Origin of the sequence: Bradyrhizobium sp. 27S5 (assembly GCF_037217225.1) — a bacterium.
Lineage (GTDB): Bacteria > Pseudomonadota > Alphaproteobacteria > Rhizobiales > Xanthobacteraceae > Bradyrhizobium > Bradyrhizobium septentrionale.
The window spans coordinates 4,588,669-4,608,177 of record NZ_CP147714.1; the positions used below are offsets into that span (position 1 = coordinate 4,588,669).

General features: G+C 64.3%; 22 protein-coding genes. All 22 read right to left on the reverse strand.

Going from position 1 to position 19,509, the window contains the following annotated elements; translation table 11 throughout:
* Window position 1: 1 nt before the first annotated feature.
* The 22 genes from WDM24_RS21350 to WDM24_RS21455 all read right to left on the reverse strand — a co-directional run bounded on the left by WDM24_RS21350 (window position 2) and on the right by WDM24_RS21455 (window position 19,491).
* On the reverse strand, window positions 2–3,508 hold the full coding sequence (locus WDM24_RS21350; RefSeq protein WP_338826705.1) for a host specificity factor TipJ family phage tail protein: 3,507 nt from the start codon (window positions 3,506–3,508) through the stop codon (window positions 2–4).
* Window positions 3,493–3,918: a hypothetical protein gene (locus WDM24_RS21355; RefSeq protein ID WP_338826707.1), complete on the reverse strand. Its 426-nt coding sequence runs from the start codon at window positions 3,916–3,918 to the stop codon at window positions 3,493–3,495. The genes WDM24_RS21350 and WDM24_RS21355 overlap by 16 nt, the downstream gene beginning before the upstream one ends.
* Window positions 3,915–4,439, reverse strand: coding sequence for a DUF1833 family protein (locus WDM24_RS21360; protein ID WP_338826708.1), 525 nt, complete (start codon window positions 4,437–4,439; stop codon window positions 3,915–3,917). Before WDM24_RS21360 ends, WDM24_RS21355 begins: the two co-directional genes overlap by 4 nt.
* Window positions 4,440–4,442: 3 nt before the next feature.
* On the reverse strand, window positions 4,443–4,814 hold the full coding sequence (locus WDM24_RS21365) for a hypothetical protein (protein WP_166204842.1): 372 nt from the start codon (window positions 4,812–4,814) through the stop codon (window positions 4,443–4,445).
* A gap of 3 nt (window positions 4,815–4,817) precedes the next feature.
* Entirely contained in the window at window positions 4,818–7,034 is a 2,217-nt protein-coding gene (locus WDM24_RS21370) for a hypothetical protein (RefSeq protein WP_338826710.1), read from the reverse strand.
* Window positions 7,034–7,246 (reverse strand): phage tail assembly chaperone, encoded by a 213-nt coding sequence (locus WDM24_RS21375; RefSeq protein ID WP_338826712.1) that lies wholly within the window; start codon window positions 7,244–7,246, stop codon window positions 7,034–7,036. Before WDM24_RS21375 ends, WDM24_RS21370 begins: the two co-directional genes overlap by 1 nt.
* 146 nt (window positions 7,247–7,392) lie before the next feature.
* Window positions 7,393–7,953: a hypothetical protein gene (locus tag WDM24_RS21380; RefSeq protein WP_338826713.1), complete on the reverse strand. Its 561-nt coding sequence runs from the start codon at window positions 7,951–7,953 to the stop codon at window positions 7,393–7,395.
* Between the two features lie 8 nt (window positions 7,954–7,961).
* Entirely contained in the window at window positions 7,962–9,182 is a 1,221-nt protein-coding gene (locus tag WDM24_RS21385) for a phage tail tube protein (protein ID WP_338826714.1), read from the reverse strand.
* Window positions 9,183–9,203: 21 nt separating this feature from the next.
* A complete protein-coding gene (locus WDM24_RS21390) occupies window positions 9,204–9,659 on the reverse strand; it encodes a hypothetical protein (protein WP_338826715.1) in 456 nt (151 codons plus the stop codon).
* 11 nt (window positions 9,660–9,670) lie between these two features.
* On the reverse strand, window positions 9,671–10,138 hold the full coding sequence (locus WDM24_RS21395) for a hypothetical protein (protein ID WP_338826716.1): 468 nt from the start codon (window positions 10,136–10,138) through the stop codon (window positions 9,671–9,673).
* The gene (locus tag WDM24_RS21400; protein ID WP_029084762.1) at window positions 10,138–10,428 is read right to left on the reverse strand and encodes a hypothetical protein; all 291 of its coding nucleotides are present in this window, start codon (window positions 10,426–10,428) and stop codon (window positions 10,138–10,140) included. Before WDM24_RS21400 ends, WDM24_RS21395 begins: the two co-directional genes overlap by 1 nt.
* A complete protein-coding gene (locus tag WDM24_RS21405; RefSeq protein ID WP_166204830.1) occupies window positions 10,428–10,805 on the reverse strand; it encodes a hypothetical protein in 378 nt (125 codons plus the stop codon). The genes WDM24_RS21400 and WDM24_RS21405 overlap by 1 nt, the downstream gene beginning before the upstream one ends.
* On the reverse strand, window positions 10,802–11,197 hold the full coding sequence (locus WDM24_RS21410; protein WP_166204829.1) for a hypothetical protein: 396 nt from the start codon (window positions 11,195–11,197) through the stop codon (window positions 10,802–10,804). Before WDM24_RS21410 ends, WDM24_RS21405 begins: the two co-directional genes overlap by 4 nt.
* Window positions 11,198–11,204: 7 nt before the next feature.
* Entirely contained in the window at window positions 11,205–11,564 is a 360-nt protein-coding gene (locus WDM24_RS21415) for a hypothetical protein (RefSeq protein ID WP_166204827.1), read from the reverse strand.
* Window positions 11,564–12,184: a head-tail connector protein gene (locus tag WDM24_RS21420; RefSeq protein ID WP_166204825.1), complete on the reverse strand. Its 621-nt coding sequence runs from the start codon at window positions 12,182–12,184 to the stop codon at window positions 11,564–11,566. Before WDM24_RS21420 ends, WDM24_RS21415 begins: the two co-directional genes overlap by 1 nt.
* A gap of 67 nt (window positions 12,185–12,251) precedes the next feature.
* Window positions 12,252–12,701 (reverse strand): hypothetical protein, encoded by a 450-nt coding sequence (locus WDM24_RS21425; RefSeq protein ID WP_338826719.1) that lies wholly within the window; start codon window positions 12,699–12,701, stop codon window positions 12,252–12,254.
* A 99-nt stretch (window positions 12,702–12,800) separates the two neighbouring features.
* Window positions 12,801–14,114, reverse strand: a complete 1,314-nt coding sequence (locus tag WDM24_RS21430; protein WP_338826721.1) for a phage major capsid protein — start codon at window positions 14,112–14,114, stop codon at window positions 12,801–12,803.
* Between the two features lie 244 nt (window positions 14,115–14,358).
* Window positions 14,359–14,739, reverse strand: a complete 381-nt coding sequence (locus WDM24_RS21435) for an NUDIX hydrolase (protein WP_166205240.1) — start codon at window positions 14,737–14,739, stop codon at window positions 14,359–14,361.
* Window positions 14,740–15,031: 292 nt separating this feature from the next.
* Entirely contained in the window at window positions 15,032–15,901 is an 870-nt protein-coding gene (locus tag WDM24_RS21440; RefSeq protein WP_338826722.1) for a S49 family peptidase, read from the reverse strand.
* The gene (locus WDM24_RS21445; RefSeq protein ID WP_338700727.1) at window positions 15,894–17,240 is read right to left on the reverse strand and encodes a phage portal protein; all 1,347 of its coding nucleotides are present in this window, start codon (window positions 17,238–17,240) and stop codon (window positions 15,894–15,896) included. Before WDM24_RS21445 ends, WDM24_RS21440 begins: the two co-directional genes overlap by 8 nt.
* The gene (locus tag WDM24_RS21450; protein ID WP_338700725.1) at window positions 17,240–18,997 is read right to left on the reverse strand and encodes a terminase TerL endonuclease subunit; all 1,758 of its coding nucleotides are present in this window, start codon (window positions 18,995–18,997) and stop codon (window positions 17,240–17,242) included. The genes WDM24_RS21445 and WDM24_RS21450 overlap by 1 nt, the downstream gene beginning before the upstream one ends.
* Window positions 18,997–19,491, reverse strand: a complete 495-nt coding sequence (locus WDM24_RS21455; RefSeq protein WP_166205243.1) for a hypothetical protein — start codon at window positions 19,489–19,491, stop codon at window positions 18,997–18,999. The genes WDM24_RS21450 and WDM24_RS21455 overlap by 1 nt, the downstream gene beginning before the upstream one ends.
* Window positions 19,492–19,509: the final 18 nt, after the last annotated feature.

Consider the following 19,509-nt stretch of genomic DNA (forward strand, 5'->3'; position numbering starts at 1 on the left):
GTCACTCCGAAATAATCAGAGAGCCGGCGGTCAGGTTTAGGACCATTTTGCCGTCCGTGCTCTGGATCACGCCAGCGGTCAGCGTGCCGACGTTGCCCGTGATCGCGCTCAATGTGCCGACGTTCATCATGCGTGCCGTCAGCACGCCGTCGAGATACATATTCGCCGTGATGCCGATCGAGGCGACGCCGTTGATCGTGCCAACCGTAAAAACAGCCTTTGGCAAATTCCCGTTGTAGCCCGGCAGCTGGATCTGGAACTTGTCGGCGACGACCGTGAAGGCCGAGACCCCAGGTCCGCCATTGACCAGCTGAATTCCGGTCACGTAGCCGTTGACGTTGAGCGTCAGAGACCAGGCAGCCGCGGCATAGCCGTCGATCCTCGAGATCGCGCTGGACTGCTCGGTAATCGATGCGTTGACGTCGCCAAACTGAGCGCTGACCGACGTCGTGAGATCGGCGACCGCCTGCTGCGCATCGACTGCCACGGTCTGGACTGTCGAGATCTGCGCGAAGGCCGCACCGACACGGGCTGAGATTTCCGACTTGATCGACTTTTTGTCGAGCCAATTGCGCGCGTCCTGGTTTGCCGCGGTCGACGAGATCAGCTGCAGGGCCGCATTGATCTCGTCGTTATCTTGATCCGCGACCGCCGTGACCTGATTTTTCAGAGCCGCATTGAACGACTCGAGCGTGACCATGCCCGGCGACAGCTTGACGGTCGGCGCCTCGAGGTCGACGGTCGAATAGGCGCCGCGCATCGTCGCATTGACCGCCTGGACGCGCAGCCGCACCGCGGCCAGGCTGACGACCGTGTCGAATTGGTTCTCGGCCCCCTCATAGACCTGCGTCCAATTCTTGCCCTCGTCATAGGAGACGCCGGCGACGTAGTAGATCGCGCCCGCGGTCGGAAACCAGCTGGCGAACAGCCGCGGCTCGGCCGTGCCCTGGCTCATGTAAGCATTGAGCCCAAAAACCAGCGGGACCTTGTCGTTTGACGGATATTGCGCGCTCGGCAGCACCGGCGGGTTGCCGAGATCCGTCGCGTGAACCCGCTCGTCATCAACCACCATGTTCAGCGTGAACTGGTCGCCGTTCGGCGAGCCGTCGAGGACAACGCACAGGCGCGATTGGCTTGCACCCGTGCCGAGGTCAAATGACGGATATTCCGCACCATCCTCGCGGGCCAGGACGGCCGTCAGCGTCGTCGCCTGCGCGCTCTCCGCGGTCGCCAGGCTGGTAGCGTCGAGGACCGCATGCGCGGCGTCGACGCCGCGGCTGCAAAGCACCGGACCAAAGAATTTCCCGTTCGGCTTCCGCAACCGGATATAGAACGGGCCACTATCCCAGACCGGCGCAGGATTGAGCGTCAGCGTCGCGCCGGCGACGCCGACGACGGCGCCGCCGTAACCGTAGCTCTCCGGCAGATCGGATTGCACCCTGACCACAGATCCGCGCGTGATCGCCCTGCCCTCATACTCTGAGCCGAGCGCGACGTTTTCCCGCCGATAGATCGACTGCAGATAATAAAACGCGCATTCCCGGAATGCCTGGTCACGGTTGACGATGCCGTCGACGCGCTTGGTCTCGGCATTGACAGACGTAAATGTGTCGCTGTCCGGCGGATACTGCACCTGCGCCGGCCGCCAGGTGGTCTCGTCGACATACTCGACCATGACAGCGTCGGGATCTTCCTCGCCGAGCATGGTGAAACTGACCTGCATCGAATCCCGCACGATCTCGCGATCGGTCATCAGCATGGTCGGCACGTCGCGCCACTCGTCGCGGACGATCGAGACGGTATCGCCGAGCCAGTAATGCTGCGCTCGAGACGGCGCCAGGATCTTGTTAAGCGCATCCGGCACGGCGACGGCCGTCGTAAATCGATAATCGAACGTGTCGCCGCGAGCGTCGCAGCCGGCCGCATGCGCCACAACGGCGTTAAAGTCGACCTTGGCGATCGACAGCCCAGATCCATACTGACCGCTGGTGACTGCGTCGAGGAAGGCCCAAGCCGGGTTACGGGTTGCCTGCGTGACGAAGGCCGCGCCATTCCAAACCGGCACTTTGCGCGTGCCCAGCAGGCCGAACTTATAGGCGCCCTGCGTCGACTGCGACGCCTTCAACCGGATCGCGATCGTCGAGACGTCCGGAAACGAATTGCTGCCTTTCAGGAACGAGCGCAGGCCGGCCCAGAGCACGGAATTACTGCCCGCGGTCCCGGACAGCTCGGCGTCCTCGCGGCGAAAGCGGACAAGATAACGGCCAGGCGCGACGTCGACCTTGACGCTGTCGCGGACCGGCGCCTGCGACGCATACTGCCTGACGATCGAAAACAGCGGGTTGAACGGTCCGGTCTGCGCGCCGGCGTTGTCGCAGGTCGCATATTCCGCGGTCAGACCTACGTTAGAATAACCGATAGAGCTATCCTGGCCGTTGACCGTGTAACAGCCGGCCGCAAAGACGAAATCGACGGCCAGCGATTGCGCCAATGTTCCGGCCGGGTTTGCCGCGAATGGTCCAATCCAGGCGCCAGGCGTTCTCGCCGAGGCCCCGAACGGCAGGCCGTTGGCGTCATATTGTCCGCCTGACGTCCCCGTCCCCGATGGCAGCTGCTGGCCGCTGACCTCGGCGGACTGGTCGACGTTGGTCGGAAACAAGGCGACCGCGCTGCCAGGCTCATAAAAGGCGATCTGCGCATCCGAGAACGCTGCCGCGATCCCGTTGGTCGCGTCCCAGAAAACGGTATCGTCGATATAGACGGCCTCATATTGCATGCTGCCCATCGTCGGCGACAGCAGGACGTTGAGGTATTGATCGTTGGCAACGAACTCGCCCCAGGGCGTCGCGGCGAAATCCGGATAGTCCTTTACGCGCCCATACCAGACCGGCAGCGGCTGGCCGAGCTTGGCGACGTTGCCCTGCGCTGCGACCGAGTAAATCTGGTCCTGCGTTGCGCTCGGCGTATTGGTCGCGCCGGCTTTTGGCGCCACCAGGGCGTTGACGAGCAGCGAGCCGCCGATGCCGATCCCCGCGGTCGTCGCGAGCGCGCCAAACGTGCCGGCGCCAAACAGCGCAGGGCCGGCCCAGATGGCGAAGGCCGAGACCGCGACCAACGCGACCAGGCCGATGATCTGTTTGACTGAGTTGCCGCCGCCGTTGGCGCCGCCGAGCGGATAGGACATGAAGCGAACCGCGTCGGCCGGTCCAATGCGGCGCGACCGCCAGTCCCGGCGCAGCACGGCCTCGCCGTTGATCTCGAGCACGGTCGGCAGGCCTTTCTTGAACTGCCAGCCGAAAGCCCGATCGCGCGTTGCCCAGCCTGTACGCCGCAGGAAGGCCGCGACAGTCTCCCTCGGTCGCGGCTCGGCGCGGCCGACCTCGAGGCCAGGCATCACCAGGTGCAGCACCGGCTGACGCGCGGCGTCGCTGCGGCGCTCGCGACGAGCTCGCGGACGCTCCGGCGAGCTCGCCGGCGGCTTGGGCAATCGCTTCACAGGTCCGCGCATGTCACCGGCTCGAAGAATGTAAGGCTTTTCCAACCCACCTGGCGCAGCGCCAGGACGGTCTCGCAGGCGACGCCGGCCCGGCTGTCGCAATGGATTACCCGGCCCTCCTGGCGCAGCCAGACGCCGATATGCGCGGGAAACCGCGCATGGGCCATCAGGACCAGGGCGCCGTCAGCGGCCGTCACCAGGCCGCCAGGACCGTCCGGCGCCTGGCGCCAGCGCGCGCGCTCCGGATGGCCGGCGAACTCCTCGAGCACCCAGCGGCGGCTGAAATCGGCCGGCACCGCGATTTGCGGCAGCTCGCGACCGAACAGCTCGCGCTGCACATGGCAGGCGAAATCCCAGCAGTTGCGCGACTGCCAGGCCCATGGCTCGCCGATCAATGGCGCGAGGAAATCGGACCGCGTCACGGCAGCAGGCTCGGAAACTGGACATAATCGTAATTCTTGGTCAGGCGCGGAAACCGCTTGTTCTGCAGGTTTTTCACCATGACCGTTCCGGTCAGCGATGCCCCGACCATCTGCACACTGCGCAGCTCGAATTCGATCGGCCCATAGGCCGGCTCGGTCAGGTCGCTGCCGAGATACTCGCGATAGAGCACCTGGATATATTCGCGCGTCCCCTGCGCCGCGCGGATCTTCGGCACCAGCTCGCGGTTGACGTTGTCGATCTTGATCGTCGTCGCCGGCGGCTGGCCTTCCTTTTGCTCCGGATAGCCGGCCTCGAAAGGGCAAGCGAGGAATGTCACGGTCTCGCCGGCGTTGCGCGGCGCGCCGGCCTCGAGCCCAAAGGCCATATCATCGCCGACATTGGCGACAACGCGCGCCGGCTGGTCGAATGACGACTGCCAGAGCTCGAGCGTGTAATAGATCCGCGCGCTAGGCGGACAGGAGGCATAGGCCTCGAGCAGCGCTTCATTGTGCGTCGGCATTGGCTAGACGTCGTAAACCCGGAGCGTCATGCGGACGTCGACCTGGCCCGGATTAGGCCAGCTGGCGACGAGCGTCGTGCCCGGCTTGATAAACTGGCAGACCTTGTTCGCCAGGGACGTTCCGAGCCAAACATCAATGGTGAAACGCGCCGTTCCGAGATTGAGCGTCGTCTTAACCCACTCGACGAAAGCGTCATAATCGGCCGCATAGAAACGCACCGTCTGCGTCACCGTGCCGACATTGTCGCCAGGCCGCGCACGCTGCCGCGTGTTGCCCTGCTCCATATCGGTCGCGATGGGATCTCGCGAGCGCTGCAGATTGAAGCCGTCTTTGAGGATGACGGCGTTTGCGATCGGAAATGCCGGCAAGGCCATGGCTTATTGCCCCGTGAACGGTTTGACGCCGTACTGGTCGCCGAGCACGCGCCGGCCAGTGCCGGTCGACAGCGAGTCGCCGACAGCGCCGTCGACCATCTTGCGCAGTGTTACCGTGATGTCGCCGTTCGGCGCCTGCTCGACGCTCGGCGCGGCATCCGTGTAATTGTTGATAGTGACTTGCGGCGAACGGCCGCCGCCGGCGCCGGCGGCAGCTCCGAGCGCAGCCATCTGGCCAGGCGTAAAGACGCCCTCGCCGCGCTGCGCGATGATCGGGACCTCGTTGCCGGCGATGCCGCCGCTATGGAAACGCTTCGCGTCGTCGAAATACGCCGAATGAATGTAGCGCATCGACGTCGGCTCCGAACCAATGATGCCGCCCGTGTGGTAGAGGCCGCCGAGGCCGCCAGTAAAGCCGGTCGACGATGCGCCGCCGGCGGACGCGCCGCCGATCGAAAACCCGCCGAGGCCGCCGGCCGCCGACTGTAGCGATCGCATCAGCGGCTCGACGATCGTGATCTTGATAATCATCTGCTCGATCGCGCGGATGATCTGGTTCGACATGTCGGCAAAGCCCTGGCCGGCCGACTTGGCGCCCGTCGTGATATCGGCCAGGCCGTTGACCAGGTCGCTCTCGATCGCCCCCGAGATCCCCTTAAAGGCACTGTTGGTCCGGATCGCAGCGGCATAGGTGCTATCCAGCGCCGCCGGAACGTCGTTTCCATAGATCCCCTTGAGCTGCGTCGCGATCGCGACGTCGTCGGAGGACAGGAACGCCGTCTTACTGCTGAAATCGATCTGCGAGCTCACCTTGGCGCGCGCCAGGGCGTCGGCAGCCTCCGCGGCGCGATCGCGCAGATCTGCGAACCGCGCCGCCTGGTCGGCGGTTTCCTTACCGCCATTGGCCTGCACTGCCGAGGTCTCTGCGGCCTTCGCGCGGAAGGCCGCGAGCGCAGCGTCGCCGAGGCCGACTGCCCTGGTATCGGCCTCCTGCGTCTCGGTATGACGGCGCAGCGTGTTGATCGCGCGATCGACCGGATCATCCGCCGCATCCTTCGATGCGACGTTAGATCGCGAGCCGAACTGCAGGCCGGCCAGGCCCGCCTGCATCGACTTGAGCGACGCCGCCTGGTTCTGCCAGGCCCAATCGCTTTGCGCGTTGCTTGTGTCGGAGATCGAGGCGCCGGTCCCGGCGTACCATTTGATTTCGTCGGGAGAGAGCGTCCTGATGTTGGCTAACGGCTGGTTGGCGGAAACGATGCCGAGCAGCTTAACCCAGCCGTCCCACAGCGAGCCGGCATTCGAGAGCTCGTCGACCGCCTGCTTTGCCTCCGGCGTGATATCGATCCTAAGCCCGACCGTTTGATCTGCGTTAGGACCGCCGACACTGTTGGACAAAGCGCTGAGCTGCTCGCTTGCGGCCTTCTCGATCGAGTCACGGTCGAGCGACTTGAAAAACTTGGCGGCCCGCTCGATCAGGTCATCCATGACCGGCAGCAGGCCCGCGGCAGCCTCTTTCATGTAGAGCGACCACTGGATCGAGCTCTTGCGCCACTCCGCATCGAAATCGGCCGCGCGTTTGACCGTCTCGTCGTCGATGACGACGCCGGCGGCCTGCGCCTGGTTGCCGAGATCCGCCATCGCGCCGGCGCCCTGTTGCAGCAGCGGCACCCATTCCTTGGTGAAACCCAGCATTTGCGCGATCGCGGTCGCGTCCTGCGGATTGCGCGCGCGGCTGACCAGGTCGGCCGCGATCTGCAGCAGCTGGTTTTGGCTAATCAGCTGGCCGTTTGCGTTGCGCAGACTGACGCCGTTCGCATCGAACTCCTTCGACAGCGAGTTAACATTGCGTTGCGCATCATTGAGCAGCTGCGCGGACTTCTCTAGCCCGGCGTTGATCTGGCTTTCCGAGAGCCCCGCGATCTGGCCGCCGAACTGGACGCCCTGCAGATCCTTGAGTGACAGGCCGACGCGATCGGCAAGCGCGCCCATGTCGGCGAGCGATTTGTTAAAACTGACGACATAGTCCAGCGCCTTATTGACCGTCGCCGCCGCGGCGACGGCGCCGGCGCCGAGCGCGACCAGGCCGACGTTAAAATCGGTTGCCGCATCCGTGCCGCGCTGCGCGGCGCCGGCGGCACTGTCCATCGCCCGCTCGTAATCGGACGCGCCTTGCGTATTCGCGTCGATAACGAGCTCGGTCACGACCTGGTCGGCCATCAATCCACCTGCAATTTTGAGTAATCGACCAGATAGAGATCATCCAGCATTTCGATGATCTCAAGCTCCCACGGAGCCAGGTCGGTTTGCGTGCGACGCAGGAAAGCATCGATGTCCTGCCATTCGAGCGGCGACAGCGCGAAACCGTTGCCGCCTTTGCGCCGGCGCATCCGGTCATAGATGCGCCAGAGATAGAGCAGCCCCGCCGGCATCGGCGGGACCTTTAGGACCGCCTCCCGCTCGGCCCTGCGCTTTGGATCGCGCGTTCTAAGCAGGAGGCCCTCGAGGACCTGGCGATAGGTCTCGCCGGCGTCGCCGGCCCTCGAGGACAGCAGGAAACTGCGCTCGGCGTATGCCCTCAAGTCTGACTTGAGGGCCTCGTAAAAGCCCGTTCGCTCGTCAGGTAGTCAGTGACCTGGACGAAGAAGCTGCCGAGCTCCGGCCGCAGGAACAGATTGACCGCGTTCTCGAGCGTGAACGGGATAGGATCTGGCGAAACGATCGTGAACGTCGGATTCGGCGACCATCCGACGATCCGACGGCAGACCTTTGTCACGTTTTGCCGGCGCCGATCGGCGACCGTCTCATCCTCGGTTTTCCACTTGCGGCCATTGACCTGCGCGAACTCGATCGCCTTCTCCTTTTCGATCGCGTCGCGGGTCGATTCATTGTTGAGCGCGATCGTCTGCGGATGCGCAGGCCCGGCGAGATCGATCGCCCAACCGAGCGGCGTATCCGTGCCAGGCTTGCGGATCTGCAGCCGGAACGTGTCGACCGGCAAATGCGCGGAGAGATCGAGGATTGCAGTTGATTCAGTCATGTCGGGTGCCTTTTGTCGGAAAGGTTGGCCGCAGGGTCCGACAACCCTGCGGCCGGTTCTCGCGAGAACATTCCATCGGCCTCTGTCGGCGCCGATCACTCAAAACGCTACGCTGCAGCGGTGGTCTGAAACGAGATCATGCTGTTATTGCCGGTCGCCGAGGTATCGATGCCGACCAGCGCCGGCGGGATCGTGATCGTCTGCGTGCGACCGCCGCCCTGCTTGGAGAGTGCCGAGGGATCGACGCCGCCGAGCGTGAAATTCGGCACCGTGATCGACATGAAATCTTTCGGCTCGCTCATGTTGTCGACGGCCAGGATGTTGAGCGAATACTGCGTTTCGCCGACGAAATCGGCGAGCAGCTGCAGATCCTTTCGCAGCATGGTCAGGTTGAGCGAAACCCGCAGCGGCCCCGTGAACACGTCCGGCGCATACTTGATGTTGCCGGAGCCGAACGCATCCGGCGCGCTCGGCTGGATATCCAGCGACAGATCGAACGACGTCAGCTCGACCAGGTCGACGCCGCCGAGGCGGATCGTCGCGTCGACGACGGCGAACGGCGTCCCGGCTGTCTCCGCCGGGTTGGTGAAGTATGCGGCCTCCAATGGCCGGATCTTGCCGGTCCCGATGCCGCCGGGATCGAACGTGATGATCCCGTTCGGCGCCATCGAGAATTTGCCCGTGCCCCAGACGAAATCGTCGAGCACGGTCGCCTTGCCGATGTCGCTCTCGAATTCCTCGATCCCGAAATAGCGGCGGACCAGTGCGGCCGGGTTGACCAGGCGCTTGCCTGGCCGCGCGATCGTGCAATTCGTATCCGGCGCCGCATTGACGACCAGCGTCTCCGGCACCGTGATCTTGGTCGAGGACAGCGCCGAGATCCGCAGATTGCGGCCATTGTTGCCTGCGTCCGGTAGATTGGTCGCGCGGATGATATCGCCGACCTTGAAGCCCATATCGATCGGCGAGCCGCTGGCGAAAACAATGCCGTCCGCGACCGTCGTCAATGACGTGAAATCGGCCTGCGTCTTGCTGAGCGCCGTCGCATCCCACGTGCCGCGCATGATCGCCTCGAGGATCGCGTCATGCGAGCCGAGCCACATTTCGGCGTTGTAGCTCGACGAGGTTTTCTGCGTGCCGTGCCGGCCGCGGATCGACATGCCGTCGTTACGGATCGTCTGCGATTCCGTCGCAGCTTTCGACAGCTTGGCACCTGCACCGCCGGAGATCGGCAGCGCAGTGGCGCCGGCGCCGCCCGCGGCGATCTGGCCGAGGCCAGCCTGCGCCTTATAGGCGATGCGGCCGGCAGAATTGCTTTGATAGACCATGCGATCAGTCTCCTGTTTGGATCAGCCGATGAAAAAGAACTGGAAAGGAATCACGACAACCAGGCCGAACCAGTTGCCGTCGTCGGAGGCGCCGTCGCCGCCCTGGACGGTCGGCCCCTCGCCGTTCTCGCCCCAGCAGCGCACGCAAGCGCCAGGCTCGGCGTTGTAGAACGTCGCGTCTTTGAACAGGTCGCCGGCCTGGCCGGCGAGCGCGAGATGCGCGGCGAACCCGTAGCCCTTCGGCACGAACACATGCACGAAGATGTTGCCAGTAACGAGCCAGGTTTGATTGCCAGGCGTGCCGACGCCGCGCTTGCGCCGCAAGGTCTCGACGACCTCGAAATAGCACCAGGGCGCGCCCTGCGGCGGCCAGGGCGCCTGCGGCGGATCTTCATTCTGGAACGAGCTCGGCGCCGCCGTGAACCCGTCTACATAGCGCGCGCGCATCGCTGCGACGGCGCCGGCATAATCAGCCATGGGAATAACCTCTAGCGTGCCCGGATCTCGAGGGCCGGCTGCCGGACGAGCCAGTCCTGGCGCGCCTTGTCCGACATGCGGCGCCGGCCGGCCTTGATCTGCTGCGAGAACGCGGCATAGGCCGCGACGTCGCCGAACCGGACCGGCATGAACGTAAATTTCACTGCGGCGCGATTGCCGAACCGCGCCGCGACCAGCAGCGCCGTTTCCTGATAGACCTTCGGCTCGACCTTCATTTTCATCCGGCCGATCTCGATCTTGCGCGAGTAAGGAACCGGGTTGGAGATATTGATCTGGTCGCCGCGCCGGAAAGCCGAAACGTCGCTGACGACATGACCATTTAGAAAAACCGTGTGGCTATCCCGGTAGAGACCGGGATGCGGATCGTCGACAGATCCGACCGGCGATCGCTGTCGCAGCGTCTCGATCGCGAAATCGACGATGTCCTGCATCGCCAGGTAGCGGAAAACGATGCGCATCAACCATCGACCGAAACGAGCTCATCATGCGGACCTGTGACGATCTCCTCGACCTCTGTCGGCAAAACGCCGTCGCGGTCGCGATCGGTCATCTCCTGGTCGATACGCTGCAGCATCTTGGCCCGCGCCTTTTGCAGCGCGCGCTCTTTCGCCTCCTGGAACGCCTTGCGCGCGTTGAGGCCGGCCAGGTCGCCCGTGATGACGAAACGGAGCTCCTCACTGGTCGAGATCCCATTGCGCGCCGCGTCGAGCCTGCGCTGGTAATCGGCCTCGTCGAATACCTTGCCCATCAGCCGCGGACCTGAATCTCGAAAGCGATGATCTGGCCCTGGACGCACCTGGTCGCGTCGTCGACGCCCTTGATGCTGACCTCGGCGCCGGCGATCACCAGGAAATCTCGATCCGTCAGAGGCAGCATGGTCGACAAGGCAACCTTGCCGTCCGGCACCGCCGCCGAGGGATCATTCAGCAGGATGACATGTCTGTCGCCCTGGCGGATCTCGCCGACGATCTCCGCCGGCTGATAGCCCTTGACCTTCGCCAGGACGGCCGCCTCTTTCGCGACGGCCCGCGCCGGCCCGACGCCGGCGTAACGTCGGACCAGGACGGTCTCGCCGTTCTCCTCGAGCGCGCGGATATGCTGGTCGAGGGACTCGTCCGGCGTCACTGGCCGTCAACCTTGCTGGTAATGACCTGGCCGACCTCGGAGCCGCTCGAGCCGGCCTCGCCATCGTTTGGGCCGCCATTGTCCCCCGCGATCATGGAGCCGAGCAGCTGCTCGAGCTGCGCCGAGTTGTTCTCGAGCTCGCCGGCGTGCCCCTGCAGCGCCTTATGCTGCTCGTCGATCTTGTCGAGGACGCGATCATAGCGCTGGCCCGTGACGCCGATATCCGTCTCGAGCTTCTTTGCCCGCGCCAGGCGCGAGCGCATGCCGGCGAGCTCGATCGGCCGTTTGATGTCGATCATGTCGATTCCCTCCAGGATCTCCGGATGCCGCTCGAGCAGCTCGAGCCGCAATTTCAGATGCGCGATCGCGACCAGCGCCGTGACGCGGTCCATCGCGAGCTCATTTCGCGCGGATGCGCAGCTTGACGACGCGCTCGAGCTGCTGACCTTTTGCAGTCTCGATCCGGTTTGCGACGCTGTAGACGCGGCCGAGCTCACCGCCGGTCAGCGTCACCAGCGCGACGGTCGCCGTGTTGCTCGAGGCGCTGGCGACGATGCCCTGCGGCAGCACATAGCTCGAGGCCTTGATGCCGTCCGCCGGCGTCACGGTCTCGCCGGCCGCCAGGCGCGCGCGCTCGGCCGGCGAGAGCAGAACGTCGGACCAATCGAAACCCCGCTCGACGACTTCCTCCGGCGCCTTGGCCGGCCAGAACAGCAGCGTCCGCACGTTGCGCGGCGCCTTGAGGATGCGATCGGCCATCACCAGACCTCCGACAGCATGAGGAGCGAGACCGCGTCAGGGATCAGCGTTTTGACGTCTGGCGACAATTGCCAGGCCTTGTCGCTGACGCCGATGACGAGATCGCGCACCAGCGCGGGATTTGTCTCGCCGATGCTGTAGAGATGCCGGATCTGCAACAGGATGCAGGTTTTGACGATCGCCGGCAGGTCGTCGAGATCCTCGTAACCGGCATCGAATTCGATGACGATCGGCTCCGGCGCATGCGAGAACGCGAGCGGCCAGGACACGCCGAATTTCGGGAAGATGCGGACGCTGTCGCCTGCGGTTTGCACGACATAGCTCGCCGGATCGAGCGTCTGCTGCGTCTCGGTCGCCCAATCGACAAACTTGATCGAATGGATCGCATCATAGACGACCGGCGCGATCGGGATCTCGATCACAGGCCGCCAGCACGGCAGCACCCATTGGAACGTCCGCGGCACAAAAGCGCGCTGGACCAGGGCCTCACAGTGCCCCGTTGCCGCGCCGATCAGGCCGGAGATCAAAGCGTCGTTTTTCGTGCTCGAGACGCGCAGCTGCGCCTTGGCCTCGTCGAGTGTGACGGGATAGCCCGCCGGACGCTGAGAGATGCGGAGCATGTCGGGAAGCCCTGCCGGAAAAGGAAAAGAGGCGCCTCGGCCTGGTGCGGCCGAGGCGCCAGCTGGATCAGCCGACGAACTCGGCGACAGACGCCGCATCGTTGTCGGTCGCGAACCCGTACCGGGCGTCGAAACCGAGCACGGAGCAGCCGACCAGGCTCGCGGCGACGGCAGGCGTCACCTGCACCTGGAAAAAGCCAAAGCCGTTATTGATGTCCAGATCTTCCTGCTTGAGGTTAATCAGGACCTGTTTGTTATCGTCCGCGCCGGCTTTCGTGCGCTGAGTGATCGCCTTGCCGGCGATGTCCTTTGCGCCGGCACCGGCGGCCGAGGTCGCCTGCTGGATCTTGGCGTCGACTGTCGCTGCAGCGCCGAGCGCGCCGAGCGAGATCACGGCCATGTAGTTGTGGAACTTGCCGGCATCGATCCAGCCCGTGGTCAGCGCGGCAGCGGACGATTGCGGGTTGATCGAGTCGACGACGCTGACGCGCTGCGACGGTTTGAGATTGGTGTGCATTTGCACTCCTCATGGTTGGGAAACGAAACGCGGCTGTTACTCGCGCCGGCCAGGCCAGGCCGGCGCGCCGTCATTGTCCGACGAGCTCGCCGAGCTCGATCAGCGCGCCTCGAGCGCGACGAAATGCGACTTGGTGTTAGCGCCCTTGGCCGGCGCGACCGGCGCCGACAGGTAAGGCTGACCGCCCATCCGGAAGATCCAGCGGAAGGCCGCCAGGTTGTAGTCAAAGAACAGATGGATCGAGGCGGCGAAATCGATGCCGCCGCCGGCCTTGGTCGCGAGCGCATAGCCCGAGAGGTCGACGCAGGTCAGGTCGCCGAGGTCGCCGAGCGTTGCACTGTGCTCGTTGAAGATCAGCGGACGGCCGAGGAAAACGCCGCCATCCGGCGCGCCGGCGAGCGGCTGATTCAGCGGCAGCCACGCCGGCACGTTGCCGATCGTCAGCTGACCGACCTGCGGCAGAATGTCGGAATTGCCGAGCCACATCGGCCGGCCACCCATCCGCAGCAGACGCGAATACATCTTGAGGACGTTGGGGACCGTGATCGTATCCGTGGCCTGGCCGCCCTCCTTTGCGACCGTCACCAGCGCTGGCGAATTCATGAAACCGAGCGGCTTGCCCTTGCCGTCGCCGGTCATGACCGCTTCAAACGCTTTCCAGCGGATCGCGTTGGCGGCCTGGTTAAAGATGCGGTTCTGCAACCGCGGCGCATCGTCGAGGACCTCCTGCGAGGCCAGCACGAAGGCATAGAGCTCATGCAGCTGGATGATCTCGCCGGTCATCGCCGCCTTGGTCGCAATTAGCTGCGTGCCCTCAGAGCGCCAGGCCGCCTGGACGCCGGACGCGCCCCAGGGCGTGGTCTCGTCCTTTGCGATCGCGATCGAGTTGCCCTGCGTCGGCTCCGGATTGCAGAAACCGAGCAGGTTCTGGTCGTCGAAAACGAGCGCCCAGATCTGCTCGCGATACTCGGTCGGCACCAGGAAGCCCTCGCCGCTGCCGCCCTGGTTCTGCTGGAAATTGCTCGGCGCCGCGCCGAGACGCGGATCGAGGCCGCCGCCGGTCATGGCATTACGGACCGAAACCGCGAATTCCGCGACGCTGCGGAAACCGCCGGTCCGCTCCGGATTGATGTCGTTGACGACGGTCGCCAGCGCCGGACCGCCGAGCGCGGTTGAGGAGCCGAACAGCGCCGTCCGGCGCAGCTTCTTTTCCTCGGCCGAGATCTGCTTGTCGAGCTCGGCGACCTCGGCCTCGAGCGCGTCGACCTTGGTCTCGAGCTCGCCGACCTGCGCGGTCTCGGCCTCGGTCGGATTGGCCTTGCCCTGCAGCGCGTTGAGCTGCTCGAGCGCGGTTTTGCCGTCCTTTGCCTTGTTGGCGCGGGCCTGGCGCAGCTGCTTGATGTCCACTCGCATGGATCAATGACTCCTGGTTGGTTGTGTGGTTTGCCTGGACGGAGAAAGAGCCCGCGTTCCCGCTGTCCAGGCGACGGCGCGGGTCGAGCAACTCAGGAATTGAAATGAAAAGGCCTCGGCGGCTGGCCTGCAATGGGTGAGCGGCCGCCTTAGGGCGCGCTAACCGGACACGCGCGTCCGCTCTTCACCAATGAACTGCAGGCGACATGAACCGAAGATGAGAGAGCCGCCAACTGAGGCGGCCTTACTTTTTCGGAAAGAGCTTGTCCCTGACATACCGGGACGTGGGCGTAAGTCGAATGCCGCGCGGCTTACGCCAGATGGCTTTGTCGATCTCTTTCTTGTCGCCAATGGTCAGGGGACCGGATGTTTTTCTGGCGACAAAGATCGCGTCGCTCATCTTTCTGCCTGAGCGGCGGTTCTTTGATTTTACTTCCTTCCAGAGCCGGACGCGCCCGAGCTTGAGCTTGGGTAGCTCCTCTTTGATTTCTCTTCGCAGGCAGTCTTTGTCAGTCTCGCGTGGCCGCTTGCGACCGCCAGGAAACATCCAAAGCCGGTCACTCTTGCGCCGCACCAAAAGAACCTTACCGCGCTTTACGGCTATGAGTTTTGAGGACTTCGCCATTTCCATTTTCGCCGACCAGAATCGGTGAGCAACTATAGCACAATATGGGTTAGGCCTCAGTTTCCGCAGGCTTAAAGCTAATGGGGCACATACTCGTAAACGACGAGAGCCCCAAGTCCGATCATGGCGACCAGAACGGCTATTGCGAGAAGGGACTGCGGGCGCATCAGCATCCTCCTGCTTCCAAAGGACATTCGCCAAGCTACCTCAGTAGTCCGCTTTGGGGTCATTTGCAGGCGTTTCTGAGTCGGTCGAGCCATGCCCGCTCTACGCCTATACGCGCACGACCCGGCTAATCAAATACCAGCGCCGATCGCCGGCGCGAGTTCGGCCGCGGCGAGCGCTGCTGCAGCATGCCGCCGATGACCTGGTCGAGCGTTGCGATCCGGTCGGCCATGCCACGGGCGACGGCCTCGCGCGCGCCGACCATGCGGCCCTGACCGAATTCCTCGCAGACTTTGGTTTGCGACACGCGCCGGCCGCTCGCGACCGCCTTGACGAAATCGGCGCCGGCCTCGTTTGCGCGGCCCTGCAGATAGGCCCTCGCCTCGTCCGACAGCGGCGCAAACGGATGCGCCTCGTTCTTATTCGGCGATTGCTCCGAGCGGACGATCGTCATCTTGATCCCGACCTGGTCGAGCCAGCCGGAAATATCCTGATGCATAATCATCGCACCGATCGAACCGACGTCCGCGGACGGCGTCATCACCAGCTCGCCGGCCTGCGAGGCGATCCAATAGGCAGCCGAGGCCGCGAGCGTGTTTGCGATCGCGACGACCGGCTTTTTCGCGGCGGCTGCAGCGACCGCGGTCGCCGCCTCGACCGTCCCCGAAACCGTTCCGCCAGGACTATCGACGTCGAGGACGATGCCGGCGACGTCCTGGTCATCGGCCGCGCGCGTGACCTGCGCGGCAATGCCGGACAGGCTCGAGCCGAACCAACTGCCGCGCGGCGTCAGTCCGCCGGCGACCGAGACCAGCGCGATCTTGCTCGCCGAGCTCGAGGCCTGCGCCGCCGCGGCTGCGACGAGCGCCTGGCGCTGCTCGGCGCGAGCCAGGCAATCGGCGAGCGCCGACACCTCGAGCGCGACCAGGGCGTCGATTGACGATATCTGCGTCAGGACTTGGCGCAGATCCGGCGCCGCGGTTTCAATCTTAATCATTGTTGCCGTCCTCGTTTGGAGAGCTCGAGCCGCCGCCGGCGCCGCCCTTATCGTCGCCGCCCTGCGCGCCACCGGCGGAGTCCTTTGTCAGCGGGTTTTTGTACTCATTGCCGCCGGGATCGGTCCGCGGCGACATGTTCTCAAACCGCAGGATGTCATTCGCAGACAACCATTCGCCCTGGCGTCCGATCAGATAGGCCCGATAACGATTCAGCAGATCGCCGCGCAGCAGGCCGAAGAAATTGAATTCGAAAAACAGATTTCCGTTTTCGTTGTCGAGCAGCAGATCCCGCTCGACGCCCTGCTCGAGCTCGATCGCAAGCGGCGCCATACAGCCGACGACAAAATCGAGCGACTGCTGCTCGACGTTATTGTTTGTCGCGCGTTTCAGGCGCGAGGCGCGATGCGGCGGGTAACTCCATAGGCCGAAAACTGCAGTGTCGGCGGCGTCCTCGGTCTCGAGCAGCTGCGCCTCGGAATTGGTCACCTTGATCGGATTATATTTGACGCCATGCGTCAGCAACCGGTCCTTGTGCCTGTTCAGCCCGGTCCCTGCAGCGCGCCAGTTTTCGAGGAATGTGTTTCGTTCTTCCTTGTCCTTGAACACGCCGGGATGCTCGAGCGTGCCGCCGGACTGGCCGTTATTCTTGAACCAGATGTCCCCGTAGTCATGCACAGCGATCGCGCGCGCAAAGACGTTCCGCGCACTATGGAAAATCGGCTCGCCGAGCAGGCCATCCTCGCGCAGCGGATTCGAGCGGATATGCCAGAGCTCGTCGTCGCGATAGGTCGTCTGTTTCAACTGCGCGCCCTGGACGATCGTCGCCGGCGGATTGAACGTGTAATATAGATGGCCGTCGATTCCGCGCTCGACCATCGCCAGGCGCCGCGGATGCAGCCATTCGAGGCCGCCGACCGCGTAGTAGTTCGAGGCGCGCGGATCTCCCGGCGGCACGATCGCACAATAGGAATTCCGATAATAAGAAACGTTCCAGGCGAGCTCGCCGACCAGCTCCGCCGGCGTCTGGCGGCCGTTCGGCCTGGCCGCAAATAGTCTGGTGACCGGATGATCCGGCAGCGCCTCGCGCGCGCCTTTGGCGCCGCGCCGATAGACCGACGCCGGCAGCGATTTCATCGCCGAGGTAAGGCCGTGACGCACGGCCTGGACGGCGCCGAGCTGGCTGACGTTGCTGTCCCGGACGTCGACCCCGGCGAGCGACATGCGACCCCCGAAATCCGCCCAATATTGCGGATCGCTCATGTCGCGCGGCGCGCCAGGATCGAACGCATTGGCGACCGCACGAAACGCCGAGCCCAGCCCGCTCCTCAAAATTCCCATCAGACCACCGTCAGGATGTCAGCGCCGGTCACGAGCAGGCCGGCCGTTGGATTCCAGCTCATGAGGATCGCGGCCTCGAGCAACGCGATAAACGGGTCGATCTTGGCCGAGCCGGCGACCTGCTTGGTCACCATGTCCGCGTTGCCGCGGCGCTCGGTTTTGGCGTTGCCGACAACCCAGGACATGAGGCCTTGCCCGGCATGCCAGAACGTTGCGTCGGCGAGCTTGAAATCGAGGCCATAAACCGCCGGCGCGAGCGCCGAGCCCTGCAGCAGCCGCCGGAGCATGTCGTCGGTCACGCCGACAGCGGTCAAAGCCTCGATAATGGCCGCCGCCTGGTTCGGATCGATGCCAACGCCGTTTTTCTGCGGCAGCAGGCCGCTCGCGACAATGCGAGCGACCAGGACGCCGAGATCCGCGATCGCGTCCGCCATGTCGACGATCGTCATCGACCCTTCCTCGACGAAATCCTGCAGCTGGTTCGCGATGTCTTTCCGCCGCTCGAGGACGATCGGATCTGCCCAGGCGTAGGACCAGGACAGCCAATGCCGCGTACCGCGCTCGCGGCCAATCACCGCCAGGCCGAGGAGGTCGTCGCGGCCGCCGGAGTCGATTCCGATCGTGACGACCTCGCAGCGCGCCAGGATCGCGTCGAGGTCGAGTCCCCTGATGACCTGCGCATCCCAGAGATCCGCGCCGCCCCAACCCTCGTTATTGATGCCCTGGCCGATCTCGATATTGAGATGCTGCGACGCCCAGATCCGGATCGCTTCCTCGCCCTTGTCGCGCTCGCCTTCCCAATCTGCGACGAGCTCCGCCAGGGCCGGACCTGAACGGCCGAGGTTCGGCATCACCATCGGCCAGTTGACCGGGTTCATCCAGCGCGGCTCGACTCCGTTTTTCCGCTCCTCGCGCGTCAGCGTCGCAATATCCTGCGGAAATTCGTAGAGCAGCGGCAACATCGGCCGAATGACCTTGCCGCGATACTTCCCGTCACGAACATTGCGCGCGAATTTCAGCTCCGACTTGAAGATCCCGGCTGGAATGTCATCGCTCTGCGTCGTCGTCATGACGAGCAGGCCTTCCGGCGTCTTGTCGAGGCCGCCGCGGATCTGGCGCAGTACCTTGGCGCCCTTTGCGTTGAATCCGAGCAGATGGATCTCGTCGAGCAGCACGAAAAACAGGCCCATCGCGCCGGTCAGGATGTTGACGTCGAAAGTTTTGACCTGCGCCTCGGCCTTGGTGACCAGGTCCTCGATCATCATCTCATGATCGTGAGTGCGAAAGCGCCGTTTCAGATCCGGCGACTCCTCGATCATGCCAACCGCCTGGTCATAGGCGCGCGTCGAGATCGCCTGCGTCGGACCGACAAACAGCGCTTTGCCGCGAGGCCGATAGTTCATCAGCATCGCGACGATCAGCAGCGCCGCCGAGTTGGTCGTTTTTGACGATCCTTTCGGCACCAGCGCGAGAATGTCGCGGATATGCCGGACCTGGTTGGCCGCATCCCAGCTGCCGAACGCGGCGCGCACCAGCTCGCGAAACCACGGACCGGACGCGGTCCGCATTTTCGGCTTGCCCGGCACGTCAGGAAGCTGGATCTCGTCATAGAACGCCTGCGCCATGTCCGCCTCGCCGGCGAACAGCGGCATATCCGGCATGAGCGAGCGGCCGTCGCGGATGCGCTCGGCCCAATCGACTCGGGACAGATCCCACGTCGCAGCGGCCGGCGCCGCGGGCTCAATCGAGGGCAGCATCAGTGCGAGGTCCCTGCCTGCTGACGGCGCATCATGAGCTCGCCGAGCGGCGTGCCGGCGTCGGGCTGGTGCGCGGCGGCGAGCGCGGCGGCTTTCTTGCCGATCTTCTCGGCCGGCGCCTTTTCAGCTGGCGCCGCCTTGGCTGGCTTCTGCGTCTGGCCGTACAGCATGAGATCGTTGCGCTCGAGATACTTCTGGAATTCCCGGATCGCCGAGACGTTGCCGGCGTTGACGCCGTCCATCAGTTTGACGCCGACCTGTGCGACCAAGCGATCGCGCGCGACGTCCCGGAATTTGAGCTCTGAAAAATAATGCTTCCGCAGCGTCGGCTGCGTGATGAAGAGCGCCGACGCAATCCGTGCGTTGTTCCAGCCGAGCGCGACTAACAGGCTGACACGATTCCGGTTTTGCTGGCTCGGCACATGCTCCGGCCGGCCGCGCTGCCCCCAGTTGGACGGCACCGGATCGCCGAACAGGTCGAAAACATCGGCCATGATGAAAAAAACCCGTCA

Excerpts from the sequence above, each read along its gene's own strand:
- WDM24_RS21350 (WP_338826705.1), bottom strand. The coding sequence starts at position 3,508 with ATGCGCGGACCTGTGAAGCGATTGCCCAAGCCGCCGGCGAGCTCGCCG.
- WDM24_RS21360 (WP_338826708.1), bottom strand. The coding sequence starts at position 4,439 with ATGCCGACGCACAATGAAGCGCTGCTCGAGGCCTATGCCTCCTGTCCG.
- WDM24_RS21365 (WP_166204842.1), bottom strand. The coding sequence starts at position 4,814 with ATGGCCTTGCCGGCATTTCCGATCGCAAACGCCGTCATCCTCAAAGAC.
- WDM24_RS21370 (WP_338826710.1), bottom strand. The coding sequence starts at position 7,034 with ATGGCCGACCAGGTCGTGACCGAGCTCGTTATCGACGCGAATACGCAA.
- WDM24_RS21375 (WP_338826712.1), bottom strand. The coding sequence starts at position 7,246 with ATGCCGGCGGGGCTGCTCTATCTCTGGCGCATCTATGACCGGATGCGC.
- WDM24_RS21385 (WP_338826714.1), bottom strand. The coding sequence starts at position 9,182 with ATGGTCTATCAAAGCAATTCTGCCGGCCGCATCGCCTATAAGGCGCAG.
- WDM24_RS21390 (WP_338826715.1), bottom strand. The coding sequence starts at position 9,659 with ATGGCTGATTATGCCGGCGCCGTCGCAGCGATGCGCGCGCGCTATGTA.
- WDM24_RS21395 (WP_338826716.1), bottom strand. The coding sequence starts at position 10,138 with ATGCGCATCGTTTTCCGCTACCTGGCGATGCAGGACATCGTCGATTTC.
- WDM24_RS21400 (WP_029084762.1), bottom strand. The coding sequence starts at position 10,428 with ATGGGCAAGGTATTCGACGAGGCCGATTACCAGCGCAGGCTCGACGCG.
- WDM24_RS21410 (WP_166204829.1), bottom strand. The coding sequence starts at position 11,197 with ATGGACCGCGTCACGGCGCTGGTCGCGATCGCGCATCTGAAATTGCGG.
- WDM24_RS21415 (WP_166204827.1), bottom strand. The coding sequence starts at position 11,564 with ATGGCCGATCGCATCCTCAAGGCGCCGCGCAACGTGCGGACGCTGCTG.
- WDM24_RS21420 (WP_166204825.1), bottom strand. The coding sequence starts at position 12,184 with ATGCTCCGCATCTCTCAGCGTCCGGCGGGCTATCCCGTCACACTCGAC.
- WDM24_RS21425 (WP_338826719.1), bottom strand. The coding sequence starts at position 12,701 with ATGCACACCAATCTCAAACCGTCGCAGCGCGTCAGCGTCGTCGACTCG.
- WDM24_RS21430 (WP_338826721.1), bottom strand. The coding sequence starts at position 14,114 with ATGCGAGTGGACATCAAGCAGCTGCGCCAGGCCCGCGCCAACAAGGCA.
- WDM24_RS21435 (WP_166205240.1), bottom strand. The coding sequence starts at position 14,739 with ATGGCGAAGTCCTCAAAACTCATAGCCGTAAAGCGCGGTAAGGTTCTT.
- WDM24_RS21440 (WP_338826722.1), bottom strand. The coding sequence starts at position 15,901 with ATGATTAAGATTGAAACCGCGGCGCCGGATCTGCGCCAAGTCCTGACG.
- WDM24_RS21445 (WP_338700727.1), bottom strand. The coding sequence starts at position 17,240 with ATGGGAATTTTGAGGAGCGGGCTGGGCTCGGCGTTTCGTGCGGTCGCC.
- WDM24_RS21450 (WP_338700725.1), bottom strand. The coding sequence starts at position 18,997 with ATGCTGCCCTCGATTGAGCCCGCGGCGCCGGCCGCTGCGACGTGGGAT.
- WDM24_RS21455 (WP_166205243.1), bottom strand. The coding sequence starts at position 19,491 with ATGGCCGATGTTTTCGACCTGTTCGGCGATCCGGTGCCGTCCAACTGG.